The organism is Escherichia sp. E1130, assembly GCF_005781065.1.
GTDB lineage: Bacteria > Pseudomonadota > Gammaproteobacteria > Enterobacterales > Enterobacteriaceae > Escherichia.
The window spans coordinates 21,502-40,158 of the sequence record NZ_VATL01000018.1 but is presented as its reverse complement, the minus strand read 5'-3'; the positions used below and the strand labels follow the sequence as shown (position 1 = coordinate 40,158).

Here is an 18,657-nt window from a genome sequence, read left to right as displayed (position 1 = left end):
TTGTCTGTAATCGGGAATAATAGAAATATGTTCCATCAATTTTTTAAGTTCCATTTTGTTCTCCTTAATTATGTAAGGAATATTTGATCATGTATAAGCAATAAAAAACAGTTTTAGGTAATAAGGAATATCTCAATTATTGAACATAAAATGCGAATTATTTAGTACAAAAAGTGTACTTCTGATGATCTTTCCCTGGGATGTTTAGTGTGCTGAACGAGAATTAAATAATAAAAGAGCCGGGAAGTTCAATCAGCTTCCCGGCTTTTATTTTAATATTTTTTATTAATTTCTTTTATCCATGCATTAAATTCTTTTACTAAATAAGGATCTTCATTCTCTGATAATATTTCTTGTAGATATCGACAAGTATCTTTACTCCCCATATCAATCACGTATAAAGCAATCGAGTCAACGATATCATTTTCAAAAGAATCAATAGCCACACAATATATGTTTATTAAATCTCTCAAACCATCATTAACATCAACTTCTAATTTATTTAAGGCTTCATTATATTGATTTCGGATATTCATAAAACCTCACATTAATTATATGGGGATCGTCCCGGAGACATTGGAATGTGAACATCAGCGTTATGATTCGGATTCGTTCCTCGGTCAGAAACTCCACCAGTGGCAGTATACCTGCCAGTCACGTCTCGCGGGCGATAATTCCCATTAGAAACACTGGATGTTGGAACTGTTTCAATATGAGCATGAGGTACAGCATCAGCATAATGTGAAGGTGAACGAGGATTTGCCGGGTCAATTCTTACTGCAACAGTATTTCCGTCAGGTAATGCTTTTGTCCAGACCTCTCCTCCACTATGAGCTTGTACCGACGAGTAACCTCGATTACGCAAAGTTTGTCGTATTTCTCCTGGAGTTTTTCCTGAAAAATTGGGTAGGCCGCCTATTTCTTCCTGAATATTCTGTGCACTTCTGAAGCGCCCATTACTTCCCCTTAATTTACAAAGACCAAGTGGATCAATATAAGTTAATGGATTAGGCGCATAAGCATAGAGGTTTATCCCCCCCGCCAGCCCTATCGGATCCTGGCTGATAAACCTCCCGCACTCCGGCGCATAATATCTGAACAGATTGTAATGCAGTCCTGTTTCTTCGTCAAAGTACTGCCCCGGCAGCCGCAGCGGCTGTTCAAAGTACGCCCCGCTGTTGCTGATGTCGCCCCGGTTTTCGCCAAATCCCGCCTGATAGCCCGCCCACACCAGCGTCCCGTCCGACGCGGTCACCTCCTGTACCGTGCCCGTCAGGTCCGTGTGGTAATACCAGATTTTCCGTCTTTCTCCGCGCCCCGTGATAGCCGCCACTGGCGTGTATGGCTGTTCCGCGTCGTACAGGTATGTCCGCTTTCCCTGCCACGTCGTTTCCTGCAACAACCGGAACCTTTCCCACACAAACGTCGTCCGGCTTCGTTCTCCCCGGTCGGCATGGAGATTGCTGGTCGCCTTGCTGATGCGCCTGCCCAGCGCATCGTACTGATACCACGTCTCGCTGTTGCTGCTGATGACTCGCGTTAACTGGCCCTGTGCGTTCCACTCCAGTTGCTGGTCCCTGCGTTCTGTCAGTTCGCCCCATTCGTTATAGCGGTAACGGTCACGCCCGTAGCCCGGCAGGCGGTTATCCGGCACCGCTCCCTGATACTCGTCCGTCAGCAGGTTGCCCGCTTTGTCGTAATAATAATGGTCATGGTCATACATCTGACCCGTGCGGCTGGTCAGCCAGCCGCTGCGGTCATAGCTGAACACCAGGCAACCGCGCAGTTTGTCATTGATGCCGCCAACTTCACCGTCCGCATTCCAGATATAATCCCGCGCCGTCACGCTGTCGTTCTGCGCCGGGGGGTTACCGGCCTGCTGCGGATTCTGGCTGCCGCCCGGCAGGCTGCGCTGCCAGCTTAACCGGTTGTCGGCGTTGTAGCCGCTGAACGTCGCCAGTTTCCCCTGCGTGCGCATCACCTGACGGTGCAGGCTGTCACGCTCATATTCACTGACCGTTATACCGTCCAGTGCCGTCTGGAGCAGGTGCCCGCTGCCGTAATAGAGATGGCTGAGATGCTGCCCGTCCGGCAGGGTAATGTCGGTGGGATTGCCCAGCGCGTCACGCCGGTACTTTATGCTGCCGTGCACGCTGTGCTCTGCCGTCAGCCACCCGCTGCGGTCATAATCAAAGCGCACCCTGTCCGCCTGCATGTGGTGCAGCCGTTCCCCTTCTTCCGTGGGGGTGAGCGTCACTTCCGTTATCTGGTCAAGACGGTTGTAGCTGAAGGTCCGTGTACTGTGCTGCGTGTCACTGCGCAACAGGCGGCCCAGCTCATCACGCTCCTGCCGCTCATTACGCATCCCGCCTTCTGTGCCCTGCGTCTGGATGATGACCGGAAATCCGCCCGCATTCAGCGCAAACATCCGTATCAGGCCGTCCGGGCGCTGTTCTCCCGTCAGCCGTCCGTCGCCGTCGTAGCTGAACCGGTAAAGCGCCCCGTTGCCGTTGCTCAGGCTGGCAATCCATCCCTCCGCGGTATAATGCCAGCGCGTCTCCCGTTTCTCTTCATCCGTATGGAGCGCCAGCAGCCCGCGCGGCGTATACTGCCAGGACTGTACGCTGCCCGTGATGCGACGGTGGCTGCTCAGTAACCCCAGCGCGTTCCAGGTGTAACGGTCCTGCTGTTTACCGGGGTGGCTGACCGTCTCCGGCAGCCCCAGACGGTTATAGCTGATGCGTACCGTTTTCCCTTCCGCGTCCGTCACCGCCGTCAGATTGCCGTCTTCATCGTATTCATAACCCGTGGCGCGCCCCGAACAGTCGGTGTAACGCGTCAGTTGACCGCGCGCATCGTGCGCCAGCGCAACCTCGCCGCCCCGCGCATCCGTGCGGCTGACCGCCAGCCCCTGTTCATCATACCCGTAGCGCGTGACGCGTCCTTCCGGGTCTGTCTCCCGTATCACCTGACCGTGTTCGTTGTAATCCGCCTTCCATACGTGGTCGTCATCCAGTGCCCGGCGCGTGATTTCAGCAAAACTGCCGTTCCACTGCGTCTGTGTCACCCGCCCTGCCGCGTCCGTCTCTTTCACCACCCGGCTCAGGGTATCGTATTCCAGCGTTACCCTGCGTTCGCCGGGGAGTTCCACCTCTACGGGAAAATGGTTTTCGTTGTACCTGAAGCGGTACATTCCGCCGCCCGGCGTCCGGTGAGCAGTCACATACGTATCTTCATCAAACCACCACTGCCACTTCTGCTCCGGCCTGCCAGTTACCACCGTCTGCCCACCAGCAAAATCATAGTGGAACCGGTAATCCTCACCGTCGCTGGTTGAGTGCTCCACCACCCTGGGCCCCCCCTCAATCTCTTCCCAGCGGTAGGTACAGGTAAAGCCCGTCGCGTTGCGGTGCTCTGTCATCAGGCCATTTTCATAGGCAAACTGGCGCACCGTCACACCAGCCCCGTTCACCACGCCAGTCAGTTGCCCGTTATCGTCGTAGCGATATTCCACCAGGCTACCGGGACGCCCGCCTTTCACCAGTTCAATATGCGAAAGTCTTTCCCCCGCCGGTGTCATTGTACGGTGCAGTAACAGATGGTGCCCGCTGCTGGAAGCCACCCGCACCAGCCTGCCGTTCTCACGCCCGAAAGCAATTCGCTGCCGGTATGGTGTTTCCATAAAAAGTAACGGCGCGACGCCATGGTCATCAAACTCATCAAACACGTAGTAGCTGCGATCGGTGTAATGCAGCACATAGCGTCCGTCATGCAGGCGGCTAAGGTAAAACTGCTCTTCGGGGTCAAATATCTGGTGACCCGGTGTCAGCATCGCTTTCGGATAACTTAACTCCCGACCTTGTCCGCCAATCAGAGTGATATGTTCCTCATCAGCTCGCAGGGTTATTTCCCAGTTCAGCCGCCATCCTCTGCCCAGCAATCCTTCAGTTTCCAGGTGGCTGGCATAAAAGCGCGAACAGGTAACAGGCAGACGACCCGGCAGGGTGAAATCCGTTTCCGGCAGCAGAATTTTTTGCCCTGTAGTGACATCCACCGGGTTACTGAACAACCCCATAGCGACCTCGGAAACGGCCATCCCGGTAATTTCGCCGCCAATAAATTTGGCCGCGCATTTTGTGCCAAATTTCGACCCCATCTTTGCCGCCTGGCGTGCGGCTCCGGCAAGTCCGCCAAGCATTCCGGCGACCACATACAGCACATCCACCACCTGACGCAGCCAGTCAGGGATTTCCGGGCTGATTTCCAGTACCGTTTGTGTACCACCGCCGAGAAAGACATTGGGGGAGCCGTCCTCAATCACTGCATCACACTCAGTGTGGTCATCCTTGCGGGCAGCTGGCTGGCTGTTGATGTAGATGTTGCCGGAACCCTGGGCAATGCGGATTTCCGGGGAATGGTCTTCGCATATCACCGTACTCAGTACGGCGCGGGCGGCCGGGCGACTGTTGGTGCTGACATTATCAGAACCGGTCAGAATTTTTCCCACTGTGGAATGTATCGAGCGCCCGATGGCTTCTCCCAGTTGCAGGACTCCGGAAGCTATCTGATCAGCCAGAAAACTCAAAATCAGCCCAGCCAAAAAGCCGCAGGTAACAAAAGCAAAGCTGGCGACGGCAATAATGGCGATACCTATGATGGCCCCTATCAAAAACCCGGCAAGGGCGCTGGTGTGGTAGATGGGATCATCCACCCGTGCGGCTTCATACATGACAAAACCTCCCTGTTTTTTTAGCTTTTAGCAGGCTGAAAACTGGTCAACCATGCCGTCCATAGCTGGTCGGTGTGCTCATCAAAAGGACGCTGACTGGTCAGCGTCAACACCAGTACCTTTGCTGGCCCGGTGATAAACCCGGCTTGACGCTGGTACACTTCTGTTTTTCCAGAACGATGAGTTGCGAGAATCTGTTCACCTGTCATGGCAGCTTCGCCAGTTCCCGCCAGTGCCGTTCCCCGCGAAAGTACCCGGTGCTGGCCCAGGTTTTTTTTCATCAAGGCTATCTGGCGGTCAATATAGGTGGTCAGGTTTTCATCGGACCTGAGCGTATCGCGGGAAATATTCAGACTGGGAGTTGCCCTCTCATTGCCCGACGGGACGAAGATATTGACGGTGCGATCAAGAAAAGTTTCAGGCAGGGCAAAGCTGCCCTCCTGAATACGGTAAAGGCTGGTCATAGATAAAATCCTTTTATTATTTTTTATTCAGAAGCATCCGGAGTGGATAACGGGGCAATATCATCCGCAGTCATGGCTGTGCCGCCATCCGGGTTCATATCAATGCCACTGCCAATGAGTTGCATAACATCGCTGGTGTGCAGTAAAAGTTGTTTTCCGCAAAACTCAATCGAGCCATCCTTGTGTAATACAAGCGCTGCATTGCCGCAACGAAGGGTAAATTGATCGCCAACATCCAGACGATATGTCGTTCCGACATTGATGGTTTGAGCCAGTTTGACGGAAAGACCATCATTTTTTGTGATGGTGGCATTACGGTCTTCTCCCACGCTGATGGTTTCATTTTTGACAATGGTTTTTGTGCGATCGACCATGATCGTGTGGGTTTCATTGTTTTTTACCGTAGTATTCAGGTCTTTTTCCGCGTGGAACTTCACTTCTTCCGCACCAGTTTTATCGTCAAAGCGCAGCATATTTCCGTTAGTCGGCCCTCCCTGCAATGAGTGGCTGAATATCCCACTCTGCGACGCCATGCCCGGCAGCCCCCACGGCGGCATGGTGTCCTGGTTATAGGTGCGCCCCACGATGATGGGCAAATCCGGATCGCCGTTTTTGAAATCCACCAGTACTTCCTGGCCAATACGCGGAATCTGGATCATGCCAAATCCTTTCCCTGCCCACGGATAGCTGACACGGACCCAGCAGGAGCTGTTTTCGTCATTGTTACCGTAACGATCCCAGCCAAACTGCAGCTTCACCCGGCCATATTTATCCGTCCAGATTTCCTGCCCCGCCGGGCCGGTGACAATGGCGCTCTGCGGGCCTTTGGTGTGGGGTTTGCTCAGGGTTCGTTGTGGGCGGTAAACTTCGCTGGTGGGGTGCAGTTCAAACGTGGTGACATAGGTAAAATGCTGATCCTGACCGCTGTGCTGCGCATTATCCCGTAAAAACAGCGTGGTCTGTACCAGCAGATATTCCTGATTAATTTCTGCCGTCGGGTGATTCATCAACGTAAAGGAGTACCCGGTCATGAGGGTACGGATATGACCGGCCCCATGTGCCCGGCTGCCTGGGCTGCGCTGCGCTTCCATACGAATGCGCGTCAGCATCTCGCCTTCGCCCGTAGTGAAGTAATCACCAGGCCATTCGTAATGCTCGTATTCAGCATGACCGGTATCACGCGGACTGGCCACGGTACTTTTAAGCAGCGAACGAGGCTTCATGAAATCAAAATCGTCCATCACCCACTTTCCAGTACGCAGCCTCTCACTGGCCGTAATGGTGTGGATAAATTCCTTATCCAGTTTCAGCCCTTCCTGGTGCCACTCCACCAGCGGCGAGTCAGGGCACGCTTTATGACCATTGATGGCATCCGCCAGCACCAGCGTGTGGCTGTTCTCGCTGTGCTCAAACCACCAGTAAATCCCCCATTCCTGCATCAGGCGCTGGATGAAATCGAAGTCGGTTTCACCATACTGCACCTGCCAGGCGCGGGGTGGATAATTTTCCACCAGCCGCTTTTCCACCGGAAAAGAATATTCATCCAGTACTTCATCGAGAATATCCACCACGGTTTTATTCTGGAACGCTTTGTAGTCGCTGGTGTGGGTCAGCAGCTTCAGCCACGGCTCAATGCGTAATTCATACGTTACCGAACGGCCCTCATGGCCGACCACCCTCGCCGCCGTCACCAGCCCGCTGATATACCGTTTTCCGCCACCGTCCAGTTCGATACTGATGCACAGGTCTTTGCCCACCATGGGCTGAAGCGGCAGGTTAGCAGCGGGGGAAACGTACCCCAGGTTCAGGGCGTCCGGCGTTTTAAGCTGTACTGTGTAGGAAAACAGATTCCCAAGCCCTTCCGAACCATTCATGCCTGCAAACAAAAGCATCTGCGGCGGCACCGCACTACCACTTACTGTGACGTTATGCGCGCCCGGACCACCGGCTGCAATCGACGCCGCCGCATCCTGAACTGCACCAACCATATCCGATATCCCTGCTGCTGCAGCGGCAGCCTGAGCAGCAGCTACTGCGGCTTTAACCAGACCTGACGGTTCCGGCAACGCACCAAACAGGTCCGCCGCGGCCTGTTCTGCCATCTGCTCGGCTGCATCAGCTACATCGGTTGCGGCTGAACCAGGGCTTATACCACCACTTTCTCTGGCTATAAGTGGCGTGGAGATAGCTGGCCCACCGTTACTGCCAGATTTATTACCCGTAGATACAAAACTCATGATATTTATTCCTTTAATATCGGATTAGAATTTAGCGCCCGGCTGCCAGAAAAAATAAGAAATAACCCGCCACTGTCCATCTTTATAATGAAAAAAACATGTCAGATTTAAATCCCCCCGCAAATGCCAAAACATTTCTTTGATGGGGATATTTCTGAATTCAGGATTTGTTGAGCGATAGGTACTTTCAATTTCTATATAATATTCGCCTACAAGTTTATAACGAGGCTTTATAAATTCATACGCTGGCTGACCATAGTTATTTAATAGAACATTCTCTTCAACTCTATTATACACACCACTCGCATTCAGATAAGCATGTACAGGAATATCAGGCATGCTATTTTTCGCCCCACCCACTATCAAAAAAATAATCACAGCGTATATTAGTTTCATTTTTTTACGCTTTTCACAAAAAAATTAGAACCCGGAACCATTCTATTTAACCGCTCAATGACATTTCCCATATAACGAGAGCGCAGTTCCATACCAATATTCATTAACGCACTGGCGTCCCCGGAGAATGGTGTAGTTGCTTTATCTGCATCATCACTATAGTATTCATCAGCAAGATATCCAATAATATGCCCAAGCTCGTGAGACAGCCCTATTTGCTCATGGCAAACTTTTGATGAACCAAGACATTTAGCTGCTGCAACTATATCTTTAGAGTCAAGTTCAACGTATCGACTATTCCAGACAATGGAACTCTGTCGAAAACTATTTGGATCATCATTATCAATTTTAAACACCACCACATCCCAATACCCATGACGATCAGTCTGAATTATTTCTATTGTGAAAGATAAATCCTTGCCATTAAACTTACTGACAAACTCAGACTTCCCAGAAACGGATAAAAAAATCTTATTATTCCATGTTTGATTAATGACAAAAATAACTTTCCCATGAAAGGCATTTTTCTCCATATCTGTCCAATCAGTTTTTGCATCCCATCTTTTTATCCAATTATATTTCCATCTGAGCAACAATGAGATTGCACCATTTTCACGGTCAATTTTTAAATCTCCCCAGGCATCATTGTCCCTGATATATCGTTTATCCAGCATTAAGTCGTCATAAGCATCGTATGCCTGCTGAATAGCCTCATCCTGAGAGTTACCCATGTTCACCTCCTTATATTGCTATATATCCAATAAACCTGAAGATGCTTGCTTACCCACCAACGCAGATGGGACCAAGAGTAGCCTGAAGTAAACAGATAGCAATCAACTTGAAGTTCATGGGTATATTTGTTTCCCCATCTGCACGTTTATCGTCATATTTTTGTATAGCTATTCTCAGCATTCGTGGGCACATTATTTTTTCTCCAGTCGCAAAGCATCCACATACCGCCCCTTGCTGTTCTGCTGCCAGAACCATCCATGCCCCTGCTGCGCCTGCGTTAACATTTTTGCTAGCCAGCACGGTCACGGCAGGCAATTCCATGACATGTACTACTCATCCGTACAACCCAGCCCCCGGCGCTGAACCACTTCACTGGCAAACGTTGCTCCGGTTTTTTTCATTATTCCTTTTTGTATTTTTTGCAGCGCGGGAAATGAGATTCTCCTGCATGAATACTCTTCCCATATATCACCAGTTACAGGGCTAACTGAAAATAGTCCCCACACATCTGTCGCACCGGCGGAAGGAGAATCATAACCTACCCCAAAACTAAAATACCCAGGATGAAACAGGTTACCTTTTTTATCTTTCAGAGAACCGTCAAGAAAAACCCCAGACAATTCCACATTATATTTTTCATTTTTTAGTGAAAAAACCAATAATGCCTGCGCCTGTGTTTCAGTAAGACCTGACTGGTTAACATTCGTTAGATCAAACCGCGGCACATTCCTGATAAGAATTTCAGCACAACAATTCACGGACACGACCATGAAAAGCAATACTGATATTAATTTACAGGACATGTTATTCTCCGCTTAACCATATTAATCACCCCCACTAACTCACTAGCATAACCGGTATGGCCGCCATTACTGTTTTTACCTGAATTAAAACCAGAATCAATCAATGCCTGCGCAAATTGCTCTGGGGATTTTTTATTTCTGACCGCATTACCAAATCTGATTGCAAAGGACTTTCCGCTAGTTGAAAAAGAGGTATAAGTGGTAACCCAAACCTTATTACTCCCCAGCGGGTGAACCTGCCCTGACTGTAAAGGTGCCGGACCATGCATGGAAAAATAGTTATTGTATTCTGTCGCGATTCGACCCTGCCCGTAAAAGGACTCCTTTGCGGCAAGCCCCAGGATATTTTCCACAGGCACATCAAGTTGCTTAGCGATTAATTCACATTCTTTCAGATATTGCTGTACAAACCTGACTGCACCAGTGTTATTACAGGCTTTATCATAAGACCCCATGATTCACTACTCCTTGTCTGATTATTTTTAATGCGGCCGGATATCCAGCCGAAGCGCATCCACATACCGCCCTTCACTGTTCTGCTGCCAGAACCAGCCTTGCCCTTGTTGTGCCTGCGTTAGTATTTTCTCTGGCCATCTCGGCCACGGCAGGTGGCGCACACCGGGCAGTTCCACTACTGGTGCGTCCGGCAAGCCGGTGAGTTCCCGGCTACGCTGCGGAACACGTCGTAAGCCGCGTAGCCACTGCGCCCAGCGCGGCCCCGGTCGCCATAGCGCCCACAACTGGTCGGTCTGCTCCACCAGTCGTCCGCAGCGTTCTGTCTGTGGTGAGACATGAGCTGCCGTCAACTGCGCCAGCCAGTACAGCCAGCCCTGTGTGTCATCCAGGCTCTCTTCCAGCCATTCCCGCCCGGCACGCTGGTAAATCACCAGCGGCCACGGTCTGCCCGTGCTGTCTCGCGATGCGGTCAATACTCCGGTCAGCCACTCATCACGCCCGCCAATGGATAAAAATCCCGGCGACAGAACAAAACTCCACGGCAATGGGTGGTGTTCCGGCAGCGCCGTTTTCTCACGCGGTGACAGGTGCATCCAACCGTCATTTATTCCGGCCTTCGCAGCATCCGTTCCTTCCGGCAGAACAATATGCCGCCCCTGCCCCAGCCACGTCTGCTGGTTCAGCCACGCCTGCCACACCTGCCCTTCGTTCGCACTCACCCGCCAGCGTACATAGTCCCGCTGATCCGGTAGTCTGCCAAACATCGCCGGAGCCGATACTGCCGTAGCACGGCACATCAGAGAATCCTCGTAGGGCAACTGAAGTTTTGCAGCAGCTCGCGATCCACCGGGTCAAAATCCCGTCCGGCGGTGATTTCCAGCACCACCCGCCGCCCGTCGAAGTTATACTCCACCTGCTGTGTTCCCCGTACCGCCGTCTCCTGCGACTTACCCGCATCCAGCAGGTGAAACAGCGCCCACGGTCCATTAGTCAGTAGCGTTGAGGTGTCCTGGCGAATGCGCGGGCTGGCGGTGATTTCTGCCATTGAGCCGTTGCGCGGCCCCGGCCAGTTCACTTTTAGCGGCCTGACCGGGCCATGAGCGTAACGCAGCACCTGGCCGTCGATATCAATCACCAGTTCAGTGATTGCAGGGTCCATATCCACGACGCGGACCTGCATCGCCCAGGAAAACTTTTTCCCGCCTTCCCCATTAAAAAAAACGCTGCGGATCTGTTTCGCCTCCTGAAATGGCATCAGGTCCGGTCCCTGTAAGGTCATATTGCCTTCGGTCGGTTTGTAGCGCCACGGGTTGCTGGCGGTATCCGCCAGCGGGGCCAGTTGCTTCGTCCAGAAGGCATCCAGCACACCGCCGCTAGCAAAGATACGGTTAAAATCGTCCGCGCTGACTTCCTGCGGGCTATCGGTGAAGGGGTAGCGCCCGTCAATGGCATCACGGCACTCATCGCCGATCACCGCTTCCATCTGCGCGTTCAGCACTTCACCGGTGCCGGCGTTGATCTTTCGCGTTCCCTGCTGCGTGAGATCCAGCAGAATATTTTTCAGCGGTGCGGGCAGTTTTGCCGCTTCCAGTTGTAGTTTATCCGCCGCCGAAATGCGCCCCGGTAATGTGCTCGCTGCCAATGCACTGTCGGCGATGGTGAGCTGGGTGTAATACTCATTGAGCATTGTCAGCAGCGAATTTAACTGCGGCGCCCCGCCCCCCTGTCCACTGTCCGTCCGCCCGGAAACCACTTCCCGCAGGGCGGCGAAACGGTCATCCACCAGCGATTTTTCCAGCCGCTCTTCCGGGTGGATATCCTGCAACAGCTTTGCCGTCTGCACTGCTTTACCCGCATTACCGGAGAGCCGGTCCTGCGCGCGCTGGGCCATCTGTTTTTGTCTGGCCTGCGCATCCAGCGGCGGTACCAGCGTGGTCTGCTCCACCACCGCTTTACTCAGGCGCATCAGAGGTGAGTCAGGCGAGGCCAGTGTGCGAAGCACCTGAAGGTCATACGCCAGTCCGGGACTACTGTCTTCGCCGGCACTGTTGATGCTGTGAATACTAGCCAGAAAATCCTGCCAGCGGCGGGCATATTCAGCCAGGTACAGGCGACGTACCTCACGGGTAACCGGGAGTTCCTGCCCCGGCAACTGGCTCATCACAATATCAGTCGTTTTTTTTTGCGCGTTTTCCCGGCCCATTACCCAAGCGTCGTCCGCTGATGCGGAGGCGACAAACTCCGACAGCCGTTTGTCGAACAGTTCCCGGTAGCCTTCGCGAGTAAAGATGCCGGGCACGCCCCTATCCAGCGGCGCGCCATCCGTGCGGACAAAAACCGTCCCCGCATCCGCGCCCACCGCGCGAACCAGCGAAAACTCCTGCGGTGCTTCGCTCTCCATGGAAGCCAGGGCTCGAGTATAGATACGCTCGGTGCTGGTATGACCGTCAAGGAAAGCCCGCGCCATGCGGATCAGTCCCTCATCTTTGTCATAAGGCGAATGCACCACGCGGCTGCCGTCAAACAGGGCGTCGATATGTTCCAGCACTGCTGCACGGCCGCCGAACTCCGCCACGCTATCGCGGTTTTCCAGATCGTTCAGTACCCAGGAGTGGATCTCCGCTGCGTTGTATTTGTCCTCGTGGTCTTTATCAAGATTCAGCAGCAGATAAACATGCAGAGCGTCATACGCGGCTTTGCTGTCCTGACGAGCAATGGCATCTGAAAGCACATATTCCATGCGCTTCACCAGTGGCGGCAACAGGAGTTGGTCCAGCAGGCGGTCATACAAGGATGCCACGCTCTCCATCACTGGCGGAACGCTGTAAAGACCATAACGCCAGGCCAACGGCGGTGAGTCCGGGTCCAGCCCCGGCCAGGCAGAGAGCGCCCGCGCCTGGTTCAACAGGACTGGGACAGGCTGCATAGCAGGTTTTCCGGTATAGGCTTTGACGTCACCATCCAGTTGGACCGTCCTGCTGGCGATTTCATTCAGATAGCCGCTGTTACCCTGCTGGCTGCCCTGCATTCCCTGCCACAACCAGAAAGCCAACGCTAGTACCAGCAGATGCCCGCCAGTACGCAGCAGGCGATAACGCCAGGCCCATTGAAGATTCGGCTCCACCAGGTGTGCTTCACGGAAGATAAACTGGGTCAGTAGATCATGCAAAAAATAGCTGCGGTTGCCGTCCGGTAAGGTATGAGAAGGTGACTCCACTTTCCCTTTGATCGCCCGGACAAAGCGCTGCCAGATGCCCGTCTGATCGGCCACCGCGTCTGCCTGCGCCTGTGCGGCGCTGGTAAAAAATACGCCGCGTAGGGTGTTGTTAAGCTGGGTGGCGTCAAATTTTGAATCGAGAAAAATTTGTTCAATGGCTTCCAGCAGCGGCGCGCCCAGCGCGGAAAATTCGCGCGGAAAGCGGTAGAGCCGTTGACGGCTTTTAAGGTCGTACTCTTCCTGCAACCGGGTATCCAGCCCCTGATCCAGCCGCAGCGTCAGATTTGCCAGTTCCTGGCCACAGAGCGCATGCAACGACTGCGGATCGCTGGCGTGACGCCTGCGGCTGTATGGCAGGGTGAAGCCCCAAACCTGGGCGCGCAGGTGACTGGTCAGCCCACGGAAATACTCCGTAAAGCCCGGCAGCAGATCCATCTTAGTGACAACCAGATAAACCGGGAAACGAATACCCAGCGTCTCACGCAGTTCAGCCAGCCGCGCACGCAGAGCCGCACAGGCAGCCAGTCGTTCCGCCGGGGACTGCGCGGTCAGATCCGCCACGTTTAGCGTCAGGATAACGCCGTTCAGCGGCGCTCCAGGACGGTGTTTGCGCAGCAGCCCCAGAAAGCCCTGCCATTCCCCTGCGTTGCGCTGGGTTGCACTGATTTCACCGCCATCATCGTGGCGGGCATAGCGCCCGGCGGTGTCGATAAGCACCGCCTCGTTGGTAAACCACCAGTCGCAGTGCAGCGTGCCGCCGCCCGGCACGGTGAGGATATGCGCGGTCTGCTCCATCTGCTCCGCCAGCGGAAACTGTAGCCCGGTGTTAAGCAGCGCGGTGGTTTTACCATCGCCGGGGCTGCCGATAACCATAAACCACGGCAGCTCGTACAGAAAACGCTTTCCTTCCAGGACTTTACGCCAGCCGGGCAGGTCTACGCGCAGTTGTTTCAGTTGCCGGATGGCGCGAGTGACAATATGGCTGACGGTACGCAGGTCGGCTTTAATTTCCCCTGCCACAGGTACGTCTTCCCCACGCGGATGCAGGAAACGGCGTAGCAGTTGTTCATCCAGACGCAGCGCTCGCCACAGCCGGTACAGGCCATACAGCGCATAAGACAGCAGGATCAGGCCGATAAGCGACAGACGCAGCCACAGCGGCGCAAATGGATGAACATTACCGAAGGCCAGCAGGGGTGAAACAAAACCGATGACAAGGCACAGAACCGTCACGCCAATGATGCTCATCGACCAGTTAACCAGCCACAGTGCGAGGAACATCAGTAACAGAACGATGGTGACTACCCGACTTCCCACGGACGCGAGCGGATGCAGGGTGTCAAACGCCACCAGCGGCCCAATAAACCAGATCAGCAACGCCAGCATCACCACGCCAACAATGGCCAGCGCGCGGCGGGAAAACAGCATACTGAGAAATTTTTGCATTATTGTTCAGAACTCCATGCGATAATCAGTAATAGCAAAATGCCGCAAGCTGAAAAAATCCTTCCAGTACGGGCTACTGAAAGAAAATAAAGAGCAATCTGAACAATTATCAAAATAAAATAAATCAACATTTTGATTATTTCTCTGTTCCCATTTCCCTGAGGCAACGCTGTCATTGAAGGATCCATATCCTGCATCCATTGATACTCATTCCCGGAAAAAAGCATGATGATGATCAGACCCATAATGAATAACAACCATCCTGATATCTGAATTATTCTTCTCACGAAGACTCCTAATGGGCGATGAGTAAATTAGAGAAATGCAACCAGTTGTTGACAATAAAATTTCCATAACTGGTATCTTCCTTTATTTTCTCCATGGTAAGCGACATACCCCGGTTATAACGGGCACCAATAATTCTTATCTGCTCTTCCGTCAGGTGTGGTAAGGAGGACTGAAATCCATCTCTTTCAGCTAATTGATAAAGATGTCTGGCCACAAGCTGAATATTAAAAATATCATGCTGGAGGCAATTTGCCAGTTCACGCAATTGAGAGGTATCCATTTTTGACTCATCAAGCCCAAGCGTTCTGGCTGCGGTTCGCAATTGCATACTCACTGCACCAAAAGATGTTTTTTCTGGTCTCGAAGTTATTGTGATATGTTCATCAATCCACTCAGGCCCACTCCAACTCATAGCACGAAATTCAAATGCCAGCGTGTCTATAATCTGAGGATCTCCCCCTACTTCAATCCAACAAACTTCAGCAAGTAAGGGGGCAGGTAAATGCCAGGCATTTGCAGCTGCATTGATCAAAAGACAGTTATGCTTCACCCAACCATCTTTAAAATAACGCCCAAATGCTACGCCTCCCCCCCATTTTTTAGGCGCCAGTTTCCAGAATATAAATTCTGTTACTCCCCACACTGGCGAATGGTTAGACGCATTACACTCTAGCTTTTCCATTATTAATTCACTCCACCACCAGAATTTCCACCCGGCGATTCTGCGCTCGTCCAGTTTTAGTACTATTATCAGCCACCGGCATAGTATCCCCTTTACCGACACCCCGAATTCGGCTAGCCGGAACGCCACCAGATGTCAGCAGCGAAGCTACTTCTGCCGCACGTTTTTCCGACAACACCTGGTTGGACGGGAAATCAGCGGAGTGGATCGGTTGGCTGTCGGTATGGCCGGTCACCGTCACGGCACCGCCCACTCGCGCAATCTCCCGCGCGGCCTTATCAATCACCGGGCGCAACGTGTCATTCACGGTTTTCTGCCCCGGTACAAACATGGTGTCGCCACGGAATACAACCCGACTGTGGTGCTCATCTTCCTCAACCGTTAGCAGGCCACGCGCGATTTCGTTCGCCAGCAGGATTTTCAGCCGCAGTTTGTGCACCGGAACGGGCGGTGGCGGCAGGTGTTTACCGATGGCGTCGATACGTTGCTGTACGGTTTCTGTGGCGAGATCCATCCGGTGGCTATAAAGGCCAAATACCGTCAGCATCACCAACAGAGCTATTCCTGCACTCAGCCAGACCGGCATCCGGCGCATCCGCCGCATCCGTCCGCTGACGGCACCGGTAAACCCCGGTGAGAGCGTCGGCGTTATCGGATCGCGGCGCTGGACCAATTGGGTCAACAATTGCTGACGGATATCGTCCAGTTGCTTACGCCCGTCGGGCCGAACGCTGTAGCGGCCTTCAAAACCCAGCCCCAGAATGTGGTATATGATTTCCAGCACATCGCTGTGCTCCTGGAAACTTGCGGCCAGACGCCCAATTATCTGAAATAGCTTGATGCCGCCTTCACTTTCGCCATGAAAAGTAACCAGCAGGCTTTTTCCAGCCCAAACACCACGACGCCCCCAGGTGGTGTTGTTGGCAGCTTCGTCAAGCGACGTACACAGGCAATAGCGCACCGCCAGCACATGTTCGCGCCGCAGGTTTGCCTGATCACACAGCGTCTGGTATCTACGAACTTCACGCTCCAGTAGGACACGGTAATGTTCGACAAAACCAGGGGAAAGTTCGCGGGGCATTTGCGCCAGTGCGCATAGCAACGGGCTGGCCGCTGCCAGTAGAGGATTCACGGCAGCAGTAATTTCGGCCAGACGAAGCTTCATATCCGGGCCATCTTCAACCACCACCTTTATATCTTCCCCACGAAGGCTGTCCTGGATGTCATTATCAGGCGACTTTGTGCCACCCACTGATGGCTGGAATGACTGGGTATTCACCGCAGGTGGCGTCAGAATCTCGTCGGTCATTTATCGCGAACTCCCCACAACTCCAACTCCAGCCCCGGAAATTCTCCGGCGGTGTGCATCGCCATACCGCCATAGCGGGCGATATGTTCCCACAGCACACCGTCGCGGCGGATGTCGTAATAGATGTAGCCAGCCTGGAACGGGATCTGACGCGGCGGCACCGGCAATACCTGTAAAGCAAGACCCGGCAGGTGCGAGCGAATCAATTCCGGCAGGCGTTCGGACGGCCCTATTTTGGTCTGGGCCGAAAAATGTTGCAGTAAGGTGTCTGCGGACATATGCGCCTTCACCGCCAACACTAATGAGCTGAAATCTGACAGTTCGGAAGGCTCAACCACCGCATTGAGAATACCGTAAGTTCCCTCCTCCAGAGTGATTCGCTGCGCTCCGCGGATCAGCACAGCATTCAGCAGGTACTGCACCTCATCCACTACCGATTTCAGCCCGGCATAGGGCGTCAGGTGCTTATATTCTTTATATTCTTCCGGACGGCGCGTCTGTGGCCGTACGTAGGTAGAGAGTTCCCCAGCCAGTTCACACAGGTTCCGATAGAGCACTTCCGGCGACAGCGGCGTTTTCGCCATATGAATCAGTAAGGGGCCGAAACGATTGAGAATTTGCAGAAGCAGGTAATCCGATACCTCTGCCGCCTCATGGCCGTGTTTATCGCTGCCCGTCAACCGTTGCGCCAGTGAATCTGCGCGCATTTTTATCAAATCGTTGATCCACGACAGCCACGTGCATATCAGTGCGCTTGCCTGGTAATTTGCCACCGGCGGGATCAGATCGTTGTCAAGCTCGATGCGTCCATCAGGATGTATCGTCGTAATGCGCGTCAGGGGCAAACCGATCCACGCATCTGTCACCGCCTTTTCCGGCAACAGTCGCAGGCGCAGGTGGCTAAGTTGCAACAGTTGTGCGCCGCGCCCCAGAGAGTTGGCATCGCGGATTTCATTTTCATGCACCGAAAAGCGTGCCAGTGATTCCGGGTTATTGCCGAAGCTGGTTTCTTCACCGTTCGGCGTACGTATTGGCACTGCCAGATAAATCAACTGGTTAAGGTGCTCTGGTAGGATGGTCAGAGGCGGCGGTAGTGGTGTGTGACCCGGCGCATTAAACGGCGTACCGTCGGCAAACACTCCGGAAGCCTTCGTGAGTACCAGTTTTCCGATGTTCAGCGCCTCACTATCAATGCCGTATTCACTGAAGCCCCAGAAAAAAGGCGAAAGCGGCAAACTGCGGTAATGAATGATATGTTCCAGATAGCGTTCCTGCTGCTGAAACATCTGTGGCAGCAAAAATTGTCCTTCACTCCAGACCACACGGTTATTCCAACTCATAATTTACTCATCCCGTTCTTTAATCACTATAGCGCTTTGCTGTATACCGGCATCCAGTTCGACTTTTTTCTTCGGCATAAAGCGGCTGTACCAGCTTTTTTCCGGGGGATCAGGAATTTTATACGTGGCCCGCCAGACTGATTTTCCCAGATTGCGATAGCCGGCGAGGATCCCCAGTGCCATGGTTTCTTTATTGAGAGCACGACGCAGCTTTTTCTCCTCGCCCGGGCGCAAGATAAAGCTGTCGCGGTGGAGTAAATCATCGGCAAGAACAGCTTTGTCATTGTCCTGAAGGGACCACCAGTCCGCCGCTATGAAAGCTGCATCATTTTTCAGTTCATAAACGCGTATCTCTATGGGCGCGGCTTTTTTCTGATTGTCAGGATTCACCTTATCGGAAGCCTTAACCACCAGATCGAGTCTTTGTGACATCAGCTCCGGCACATCGTCGCTGTCAATGCTGCACCCGGAAAGCAGGCAGACAAAAGACAAAGCTACCGCACATAACCACCCACCGGGGTTACGCCATTTATTCACTGTAATTTCCTTTAAAATCAA

At 52.9% G+C, this 18,657-nt stretch carries 15 protein-coding genes and 1 pseudogene; all 16 read right to left on the bottom strand.

The features are described from left to right. Positions 1-272: 272 nt before the first annotated feature. The 16 genes and pseudogenes from FEK66_RS17680 to tssJ all read right to left on the bottom strand — a co-directional run bounded on the left by FEK66_RS17680 (position 273) and on the right by tssJ (position 18,636). Positions 273-536 (bottom strand): hypothetical protein, encoded by a 264-nt coding sequence (locus FEK66_RS17680; RefSeq protein ID WP_131162134.1) that lies wholly within the window; start codon positions 534-536, stop codon positions 273-275. A gap of 11 nt (positions 537-547) precedes the next feature. Next, the gene (locus tag FEK66_RS17675; RefSeq protein ID WP_240783244.1) at positions 548-4,729 is read right to left on the bottom strand and encodes an RHS repeat-associated core domain-containing protein; all 4,182 of its coding nucleotides are present in this window, start codon (positions 4,727-4,729) and stop codon (positions 548-550) included. Positions 4,730-4,749: 20 nt separating this feature from the next. Continuing rightward, positions 4,750-5,193, bottom strand: a complete 444-nt coding sequence (locus tag FEK66_RS17670; RefSeq protein WP_130209707.1) for a DcrB-related protein — start codon at positions 5,191-5,193, stop codon at positions 4,750-4,752. Positions 5,194-5,216: 23 nt separating this feature from the next. Next, positions 5,217-7,430, bottom strand: coding sequence for a type VI secretion system tip protein TssI/VgrG (gene tssI / locus FEK66_RS17665; protein ID WP_135493502.1), 2,214 nt, complete (start codon positions 7,428-7,430; stop codon positions 5,217-5,219). A 24-nt stretch (positions 7,431-7,454) separates the two neighbouring features. Further along, a complete protein-coding gene (locus FEK66_RS17660; RefSeq protein ID WP_131162131.1) occupies positions 7,455-7,826 on the bottom strand; it encodes a hypothetical protein in 372 nt (123 codons plus the stop codon). Continuing rightward, the gene (locus tag FEK66_RS17655; RefSeq protein WP_135493501.1) at positions 7,823-8,557 is read right to left on the bottom strand and encodes a hypothetical protein; all 735 of its coding nucleotides are present in this window, start codon (positions 8,555-8,557) and stop codon (positions 7,823-7,825) included. Before FEK66_RS17655 ends, FEK66_RS17660 begins: the two co-directional genes overlap by 4 nt. Positions 8,558-8,749: 192 nt before the next feature. Further along, positions 8,750-8,845, bottom strand: a pseudogene (locus FEK66_RS26030) (cytoplasmic protein); the annotation flags it as partial. Positions 8,846-8,887: 42 nt separating this feature from the next. Beyond that, positions 8,888-9,361, bottom strand: a complete 474-nt coding sequence (locus FEK66_RS17645; protein WP_089522469.1) for a hypothetical protein — start codon at positions 9,359-9,361, stop codon at positions 8,888-8,890. Continuing rightward, positions 9,346-9,816 carry a glucosaminidase domain-containing protein gene (locus FEK66_RS17640; protein WP_130209717.1) on the bottom strand — a complete coding sequence of 157 codons (471 nt, stop codon included), beginning with the start codon at positions 9,814-9,816 and terminating at the stop codon, positions 9,346-9,348. The genes FEK66_RS17645 and FEK66_RS17640 overlap by 16 nt, the downstream gene beginning before the upstream one ends. Positions 9,817-9,843: 27 nt before the next feature. Further along, positions 9,844-10,614 (bottom strand): TagF domain-containing protein, encoded by a 771-nt coding sequence (locus FEK66_RS17635; protein ID WP_135493500.1) that lies wholly within the window; start codon positions 10,612-10,614, stop codon positions 9,844-9,846. Next, positions 10,614-14,480 (bottom strand): type VI secretion system membrane subunit TssM, encoded by a 3,867-nt coding sequence (gene tssM / locus FEK66_RS17630; protein ID WP_138211513.1) that lies wholly within the window; start codon positions 14,478-14,480, stop codon positions 10,614-10,616. The genes FEK66_RS17635 and tssM overlap by 1 nt, the downstream gene beginning before the upstream one ends. Next, on the bottom strand, positions 14,480-14,725 hold the full coding sequence (locus FEK66_RS17625; protein ID WP_135406095.1) for a hypothetical protein: 246 nt from the start codon (positions 14,723-14,725) through the stop codon (positions 14,480-14,482). Before FEK66_RS17625 ends, tssM begins: the two co-directional genes overlap by 1 nt. 50 nt (positions 14,726-14,775) lie before the next feature. Continuing rightward, positions 14,776-15,450 carry a hypothetical protein gene (locus FEK66_RS17620; protein WP_135493499.1) on the bottom strand — a complete coding sequence of 225 codons (675 nt, stop codon included), beginning with the start codon at positions 15,448-15,450 and terminating at the stop codon, positions 14,776-14,778. A gap of 7 nt (positions 15,451-15,457) precedes the next feature. After that, positions 15,458-16,759, bottom strand: a complete 1,302-nt coding sequence (tssL, locus tag FEK66_RS17615) for a type VI secretion system protein TssL, long form (protein WP_135493498.1) — start codon at positions 16,757-16,759, stop codon at positions 15,458-15,460. After that, a complete protein-coding gene (gene tssK / locus FEK66_RS17610) occupies positions 16,756-18,099 on the bottom strand; it encodes a type VI secretion system baseplate subunit TssK (protein WP_135493497.1) in 1,344 nt (447 codons plus the stop codon). Before tssK ends, tssL begins: the two co-directional genes overlap by 4 nt. Positions 18,100-18,102: 3 nt before the next feature. Beyond that, positions 18,103-18,636 (bottom strand): type VI secretion system lipoprotein TssJ, encoded by a 534-nt coding sequence (tssJ, locus tag FEK66_RS17605; RefSeq protein WP_135493505.1) that lies wholly within the window; start codon positions 18,634-18,636, stop codon positions 18,103-18,105. Positions 18,637-18,657 lie beyond the last annotated feature (21 nt).

Excerpts from the sequence above, each read along its gene's own strand:
- tssL (WP_135493498.1), bottom strand. The coding sequence starts at position 16,759 with ATGACCGACGAGATTCTGACGCCACCTGCGGTGAATACCCAGTCATTC.
- FEK66_RS17660 (WP_131162131.1), bottom strand. The coding sequence starts at position 7,826 with ATGAAACTAATATACGCTGTGATTATTTTTTTGATAGTGGGTGGGGCG.
- FEK66_RS17645 (WP_089522469.1), bottom strand. The coding sequence starts at position 9,361 with ATGTCCTGTAAATTAATATCAGTATTGCTTTTCATGGTCGTGTCCGTG.
- tssI (WP_135493502.1), bottom strand. The coding sequence starts at position 7,430 with ATGAGTTTTGTATCTACGGGTAATAAATCTGGCAGTAACGGTGGGCCA.
- FEK66_RS17670 (WP_130209707.1), bottom strand. The coding sequence starts at position 5,193 with ATGACCAGCCTTTACCGTATTCAGGAGGGCAGCTTTGCCCTGCCTGAA.
- FEK66_RS17625 (WP_135406095.1), bottom strand. The coding sequence starts at position 14,725 with ATGGGTCTGATCATCATCATGCTTTTTTCCGGGAATGAGTATCAATGG.
- tssM (WP_138211513.1), bottom strand. The coding sequence starts at position 14,480 with ATGCAAAAATTTCTCAGTATGCTGTTTTCCCGCCGCGCGCTGGCCATT.
- tssK (WP_135493497.1), bottom strand. The coding sequence starts at position 18,099 with ATGAGTTGGAATAACCGTGTGGTCTGGAGTGAAGGACAATTTTTGCTG.
- FEK66_RS17620 (WP_135493499.1), bottom strand. The coding sequence starts at position 15,450 with ATGGAAAAGCTAGAGTGTAATGCGTCTAACCATTCGCCAGTGTGGGGA.
- FEK66_RS17640 (WP_130209717.1), bottom strand. The coding sequence starts at position 9,816 with ATGGGGTCTTATGATAAAGCCTGTAATAACACTGGTGCAGTCAGGTTT.
- FEK66_RS17675 (WP_240783244.1), bottom strand. The coding sequence starts at position 4,729 with ATGTATGAAGCCGCACGGGTGGATGATCCCATCTACCACACCAGCGCC.
- FEK66_RS17655 (WP_135493501.1), bottom strand. The coding sequence starts at position 8,557 with ATGGGTAACTCTCAGGATGAGGCTATTCAGCAGGCATACGATGCTTAT.
- FEK66_RS17635 (WP_135493500.1), bottom strand. The coding sequence starts at position 10,614 with ATGTGCCGTGCTACGGCAGTATCGGCTCCGGCGATGTTTGGCAGACTA.
- FEK66_RS17680 (WP_131162134.1), bottom strand. The coding sequence starts at position 536 with ATGAATATCCGAAATCAATATAATGAAGCCTTAAATAAATTAGAAGTT.